7 protein-coding genes are annotated in these 6,340 nt (G+C 53.4%); 5 read left to right on the plus strand and 2 right to left on the minus strand.

Annotated elements, in window-relative coordinates:
• Nucleotides 1–10 precede the first annotated feature (10 nt).
• Complete coding sequence (locus AC2FLA_RS15845) at nucleotides 11–964, plus strand: SDR family oxidoreductase (protein ID WP_282169977.1); 954 nt, start codon at nucleotides 11–13, stop codon at nucleotides 962–964.
• 197 nt (nucleotides 965–1,161) lie between these two features.
• On the opposite strand, the gene AC2FLA_RS15850 is transcribed toward AC2FLA_RS15845, so the two are convergent.
• Nucleotides 1,162–1,929 carry a DUF3658 domain-containing protein gene (locus tag AC2FLA_RS15850; RefSeq protein WP_282169978.1) on the minus strand — a complete coding sequence of 256 codons (768 nt, stop codon included), beginning with the start codon at nucleotides 1,927–1,929 and terminating at the stop codon, nucleotides 1,162–1,164.
• 227 nt (nucleotides 1,930–2,156) lie between these two features.
• Between AC2FLA_RS15850 and AC2FLA_RS15855 the strand changes: the two genes are divergently transcribed.
• From AC2FLA_RS15855 to AC2FLA_RS15870, 4 genes are all read left to right on the plus strand, one after another.
• Complete coding sequence (locus tag AC2FLA_RS15855) at nucleotides 2,157–2,648, plus strand: DUF805 domain-containing protein (RefSeq protein WP_496723428.1); 492 nt, start codon at nucleotides 2,157–2,159, stop codon at nucleotides 2,646–2,648.
• A gap of 80 nt (nucleotides 2,649–2,728) precedes the next feature.
• Nucleotides 2,729–3,499: a hypothetical protein gene (locus AC2FLA_RS15860; RefSeq protein WP_496704868.1), complete on the plus strand. Its 771-nt coding sequence runs from the start codon at nucleotides 2,729–2,731 to the stop codon at nucleotides 3,497–3,499.
• The gene (locus AC2FLA_RS15865) at nucleotides 3,499–4,020 is read left to right on the plus strand and encodes a hypothetical protein (RefSeq protein ID WP_496704870.1); all 522 of its coding nucleotides are present in this window, start codon (nucleotides 3,499–3,501) and stop codon (nucleotides 4,018–4,020) included. Before AC2FLA_RS15860 ends, AC2FLA_RS15865 begins: the two co-directional genes overlap by 1 nt.
• A 1-nt stretch (nucleotide 4,021) precedes the next feature.
• Nucleotides 4,022–4,354 (plus strand): hypothetical protein, encoded by a 333-nt coding sequence (locus AC2FLA_RS15870; RefSeq protein WP_282169982.1) that lies wholly within the window; start codon nucleotides 4,022–4,024, stop codon nucleotides 4,352–4,354.
• A gap of 559 nt (nucleotides 4,355–4,913) precedes the next feature.
• On the opposite strand, the gene AC2FLA_RS15875 is transcribed toward AC2FLA_RS15870, so the two are convergent.
• Nucleotides 4,914–5,444, minus strand: a complete 531-nt coding sequence (locus tag AC2FLA_RS15875) for a hypothetical protein (RefSeq protein WP_496704872.1) — start codon at nucleotides 5,442–5,444, stop codon at nucleotides 4,914–4,916.
• Nucleotides 5,445–6,340 lie beyond the last annotated feature (896 nt).

Genomic DNA, 6,340 nt, shown 5'->3' on the forward strand with positions numbered 1-6,340 from the left:
GAGATAGAATATGGCAGATACGACATTCGGACCTAAAGGTTGGACACCCGAGCGCCTCGGCGACCAGTCGGGCAGAACCTACATCATCACCGGTGCAAACGCTGGCGCAGGCTTTCAGGCCGCGCGCATCCTTCTCAAGAAAAACGCCAAGGTGGTCATGCTGAACCGCTCTACCGAGAAATCAGAGGCGGCAATCGCGGACCTGAAACAGGAATTCGGCGCGAAAGCAGATGTGAGCTTCATCCGCATGGACCTGTCCGTTTTGGATAACGTGCGCGAGGCTTCCGAAGAAGTTCTGAAGACGGTGCCTCGGATCGACGCGCTGATCAACAATGCGGCCATCGCTCAGGTGCCGACGCGCAAGCTGACCGTCGACGGGTTCGAAAGCCAGCTTGGCACCAACCACTACGGACATTTTCTGCTCAATGGTCTGCTCTTTGACCGCATCGCGGAATGCAAGGGCCGGATCGTGGTCGTTGCGAGCCTCGGCTACAACATGGGTCTCAAAACAATCAAGTTCGATGACATGAACTGGGGTGAGGGCTACGGCGCAAACGCCGCATATTCGCAGAGCAAGCTGGCGCAGATGATGTTCGCCTACGAACTGCAGGACCGTCTGGCCGCGGCGCGGCGCACCTATGTTGAGGTCTACGTTTGCCATCCCGGCTCATCGGCGACGTCTCTGATCACAACAAGCGGCAGCCGCACAATGCGTTTCATCTGGTGGCTGATGACCAAGACGCCGATGGTCCAGACCGCAGAACAAGGCTCATACCCTGAGGTCATGTGTGCCACCGAAGAGGCTCTGAGCGCGCAGCGCGCCCTTTATGGACCGACGGGCCGTCTGGAAGCGGTCGGCCCGGTCGGCAAAGGCACACTGAACGCGCATGCCCATGACAAGGCTGTTATGTCGCGTCTCTGGGAGGTGTCCGAAAAAGCAGTTGGGTTCGAGTGGAACCTCTGATCCCATTGCCACCGGAACCGGCAAAGCAAATGCAGATCGGTTCAGCCTAAAGGACGCGGAAATATGATCGCAGCGCGCAGTAAGGGTCGCTTTTTGAAAGACGGCCCTAGGCTCCAAAGAATGCTCAATTCCCCCTAACTCCAGTCAATTAGCCTCCGCCTCTTTGAACGTAAGTATTGCTGTAACGTTCGGCAACGTTATCTACGTCGCACGTCAAAGTCTCGCAGGCTTGTTTGAGGGCCAGATGCCTCAATCATACCTTGCATGATCAGATGCTGAAGCCTCCCAGATAAGAACACATCACCCAACAAGTTGTGTTCGTCGCATCGCCCCATGGCCGTACCGACAACGCGCGCAGCAGGTGTCCAGTTTGTTGCACAGCATGATAAAAGTAGACTGTCATAGAGATTGTCGGAAACATCGACGATCTTGCCTGCTTCCCATATACGCAGTGTAGCACCACTGTCTCGCAGGCGCAGAAAATCAGAAGAAAGCGTTGCTCTTGTGACCGGGTCTACCGCTTCGCGTTGATCAAAAAGGCTCGCCAGTAAAGCCGGAGTTTGCGGACCTATATACGGCAGTGACTTTAAGCCAGTCGTTCCAACTCGGGTCACCGAACCTTTGAAAAGGCGCAGGCCATGACATGCCATCTCCAAAAACGTCCGCTCTGATGCATTCTCACCCGCCCATATGCAAACTTCCGGCGTGAGATCCTGCGTCAAATGGGCCGAGATCCGGTCGAAATCGACTAGTGACGGAAAGGGATCGTCAGGCAACTGGCCATAGTTTTGGAAAAGCTCTCTGAAATATGCCGCCCGCGATTGTTTGTCGTTCAAAGGCCCGTGGCTCAGATCATCATCGAACACATCCACGTGCCCTGTCAGGCCGTAAGTTGCAACTGCCGCGCGTAGACAACCTCCGGCACTTCCTCCCAAAACCAGATGTAGATATGCGGGCTGTGACATTGGTTACCTTTGGCTTAAGAGCGCGATTTGGGTTGTCAGGGGACACGTCCCGGCTTGGGGGCACGCAGCTTGAAGTAAATCATTTTCCGCGCAGTTTCCCAGTCTGAATTTTTCCACTTGCACATGAAACTTGCACTGCCGCTGTTTTTCGTAAGCCTTTCAAGATGTAAATATAGGACTGCCAGAGCAAAACGAGGGGTTTTACAATGGGTTTCACGCAATCGGTCATGACCTGCCTGTCCAAATATGTCGTGTTTTCGGGCCGCGCGCAGAGATCAGAATATTGGTGGTTTGTTCTGTTCGTCGTCCTGGTCAGCGTTGGGTTGGCGGTACTCAGTTCGGTCCTTTTTGGCACTGATCCGGAAACAGAAGAGGGATCGAACTTGTTGAACTCCGTTTTCCAACTGGCGATGTTGCTTCCGATGCTCGCCGCGGGGTGGCGTCGATTACATGATACAGGTCGTCCTGGATGGTATCTTCTCCTTCCAATGGCCTTCAGTATCGCAACGATGTTCATGCTGCTGACCGGGGTTGCAGTTTTTTCAGCGCTCGAAACTGGCGTTGAAGACCCTGAGACTTTGAGAGAACCAGCAGCCTTTCTCGGTGCAACCGGTTTGATGGTCATGTACGCGATTCAACTTGTCCTTTCTCTCTTGATGATCTGGTGGCTTTCGCGACCCTCACAGGAAGGAACGAATGAATATGGCGCACCGTCATAGCATTACATGACCACTCACTGGCACCTCAATGCTGGAGAACCATTATTGCCTCCTCGTACGAGGAACTTTGGGAGTTAAAAATGAAAAACACTTTCTGGTCTGCGTGTCTGATGTGTTGTCTGTCGGCGGCCCCTGCACTGGCCGAATGGGGCTTCAGCGGCAGCCCGTTGCCAAATGCATTTATTCAGACAAACAACATGACGCTGGAGTTGCAGTGCGACAGGATCAGGTTCGCCCCGGCCGGGTATGAGGATTCGCAGGATATCGTACGAAAGAACGGCCTTTCTTTTCGTTTTCTGATAAACGGATCGCAAGAAGTTGCTGCTTTTCAGATGGGACGCGAAAACTCGTTCGTCCAGATCGTCGACAACTATCCTGTCGAGATCCAGTTCAGCGACGAGGCGGATTATGCGTTCGTCCTCGACCAGATTGCCGCAAACGCCACCCTGAACCTGTCGATGGTAGATCAAGACGTCAGCTACGGCATTTTTGATCTTAAGGGATCAGGTACAGCCATCCAGTCACTCCGGGCCGAATGTCGGGCATTGGACCAAACCTCCGCGCCTATGGAGGCACCAGAAGGCGTGGTCTATTGCGGCGGCGGTGGGGTCAAACGGCAAATCGAGTTCGTGATCCTCGATGATGCCAATGATGAGTGGGACGCGCGCGTCACCGTGAACGGCGAAACCCAGCGGGCAATGACCTCATACAGCTATTTCGGCAACTCCGAATTGGTCAAGGACTTCGTTGTTGCCCTACTGGCGGAGGATCGGGCCGAATTTCTGATCTTCCGGAACCAGAGGAAAAACTGGCTGGAGTTCGGCGATTATCGGTACGACCAATGCAACTGATGCCGAGATCGAGCGCCGAATCCAGCCTTGTTTCGATTGTCAGGATGCATTTCTGCGCGTTGCTTGCGACGGCTTTAACATTGCCGCAGCCTGCCAGTGCTTCAGAGATATCTGAGCTCCCGGCGCAGCTTCAAGAAAAGATCAATCAGGCGCAACAAGCCTGCTCTGACTTTGAGAACGGTGAATTTGCATTGGAATGGGGCGCTATTGTGCGCGTGGATCTGGACGGAGATCTGAAAACTGACTGGGTGTTGAACGAGGTGTTCTTTGCCTGCTCGTCGGCCGCGTCCCTGTATTGCGGAACTGGCGGATGCATGTCGCACTTCCTTGTGGGTGATGTCATTAGCTCTATCCTCAACCAAGGTTGGGATGTCGTAGATCTTGGTCCCAACCGTGTTCTTCTCACCGATGTTCACGGGTCGCAATGCGGCGGGATCAATCCAACCCCATGTGTCACTGCAAGCGCCTGGGACGCAGAAGATGGCATTTGGCGTAGCACAGCCGCGGAATGGGAGAAGTAGAATGGCAACAACTATTCACTTGAAGCAGCTATTGGCATCCTTCTTTATCTTGCCAGCGACGCTTTTACTCACTGGATGTATTGAGGCGCCGGTTGAGGTTGCGGTCAGCGAACCGGACCCCGATCTCGTCTTTGTTCGCGGCTACCGCAGCCCGTCGGATGAATGCCAACTTGTCGGCGAAAGCGCATTCACCGTAGACTTTCTTGATGATGCCGCCGATCTTGTAGCGTGTCCGACGGGCAGCTCAGCAATGCAAACGCTTATGGCTGAGACGGGATCACGCATAGTCACCCAGACGAACAGCTTCTCGTTCTTCAGCTTGCCCTACCGCTGAACCTGTAAATTCAGGACGGACTCCCAATTCTGGAAAGTGGGCCTGTCACACGTCAGGTAGAGTGAAGACCTGTCTTTGCCACGATGCTGGCGTCAGCCAAGTGATCCAGCCTACGGCATCCGCAGAGCGGACCTTGGTGCAAACCGCAGCGAATGGCCGCAATCCGCCGTTACTGCCAAAATGTGTATGCCGCAGCATCTGTCACAAAGGCCTCAGTGCAGTCATTCGCTGCAACTTGCTTGAACGACTGCTTTGCGGAAAATTTTTACTGAAGCGGGAAATGCGTCTTCTTGCTTCAGCCCGTACAAGTGTTGCTAAGAACGCTTTTCTACTAGGTGCGCGATACCCGAAGCCAGTAGTCGTCTCGCCTCGTAGAGTTCACGCTGGCCAGACATCAGGTTTGGAGGCAGAGCACCTATCTTTTCAGAATGCTTGATCGATATCTCTAACCTATCAGCCGCTTCGATTGCTTCTTTTAGTGCAGCCTTGATGGCGGTCCTATCAGAAATGGGCAGGCGAGTTCCAGCCATTCCTCCGCTGTCTGTCCATGACCCTCTCTTCATTTTTGTTCCTCGCTCAGGCGGCCCCATTTTGGTAGCAGTGACTTATCAATTGCGGCGGTCGTTCTATCCGTACGTCGCATTTCCTCGACCTCTGCACGGAGTGCGGACAGTTCTTCAAGCCCTTTGAGCTGGGCATGACGACCCAAGACATCCTGAAGAAGCCTTGCCTGTTGCAAGCTGATTTCGCCCCGCGATGCTGCATTTGTGGTCCGCTCTGAAGCGACAAGGATATCTTCAATTGAGCTCAATTTGTTCCTGTCAGCCAATTGAACGAAGTCAGAGCGTGCAGGAGGCCGAACCCGATCAACGAGCCATTGGGCTACGGTTGGATTGCCGTTATCAAGCTCGTCGGAAATTACGTCAGTGGCGCGCCCGAGCATCTCTTCAAGCCGTTCTCCCGCAAGCCGTGCTGCGCGTGCTTTAATGCCATTTGCACCCCGCGGTCGGCCGGTTGACTTTGGCGGTTTGTGCCCGGGCAGGAACTTGCCATCCGGGCCGCGTTTAGCTTGTTGCTCGTCATGGGGCATAGAACCGTCAATCTCGTCATTTATACGTCAATATTACTGACATAATAGCTTAACTTTGCGTTCTTGTCACTGTCTTGGGATTGACCCGTGGGTTACGGAGTTCGAGAGCGAGGTGATCCGCTCCTTCGAGTGAAAAACCAAATCGGCTGTTGCATTCCCACAAAGAAATCAAGACGTGAGGATGCCTCCAAGGCCATCTGGCATCACATGCTCAACGCTCAATTCCTTAGTTACAAGACATGCAACACACCTAGGATGCTCCCACTCAATTCTCAATTTCCATTCCTCAGTGTTGAACGCACGTTGGCCAAGTTGTCTGGATGAAGGAGATAGCACCGCGCGACAGCAAGGTTTTGGACTGCCAAATTGGTTTCATTAGCCCAATTGACAGCAGTTGAAGTCAGGAGAATTCAGTAATATGTGGGGTTCTATGTGGGGGTGAGATGTCCCAACTGGTGGAAAACGCAGCGTTTTCAATGAGGGTATGGTGGCCCTAGGCTCCACCAAAACCTAACAGAACAACTAGATAGCAGGCATTAGAGCGGTGTGACACACGGGTGTGACACAAAATGAAGCTGCATGCGTATCTCTGACTTTCCCGACATGGCATATATCACTTCCGTTGGCCCCTACCCGACACACGACCAAAACCCCACACCAGACCAAGAACCTCACGCAGGACCCTTCGTGTGTCGTTGGGTACAAGATGCCCCAAAGAGGCTGGTACTTTATTGCCAATTACTTACGTAGTTGTCGGGCGAAACATAGTTTTGCAATTCGCTTACCGCTAAGCCATTGATTTTGAGTCGGCATAATTCTCTAGGGTCAGGACTCATAGCCAATAGATAACGAGTGCTGCGAGGGCGATTGCTGACAGGAAGACCTTCGGGCACCTG

The sequence above is a fragment of the Ruegeria sp. CDSA033 genome (assembly GCF_059612305.1).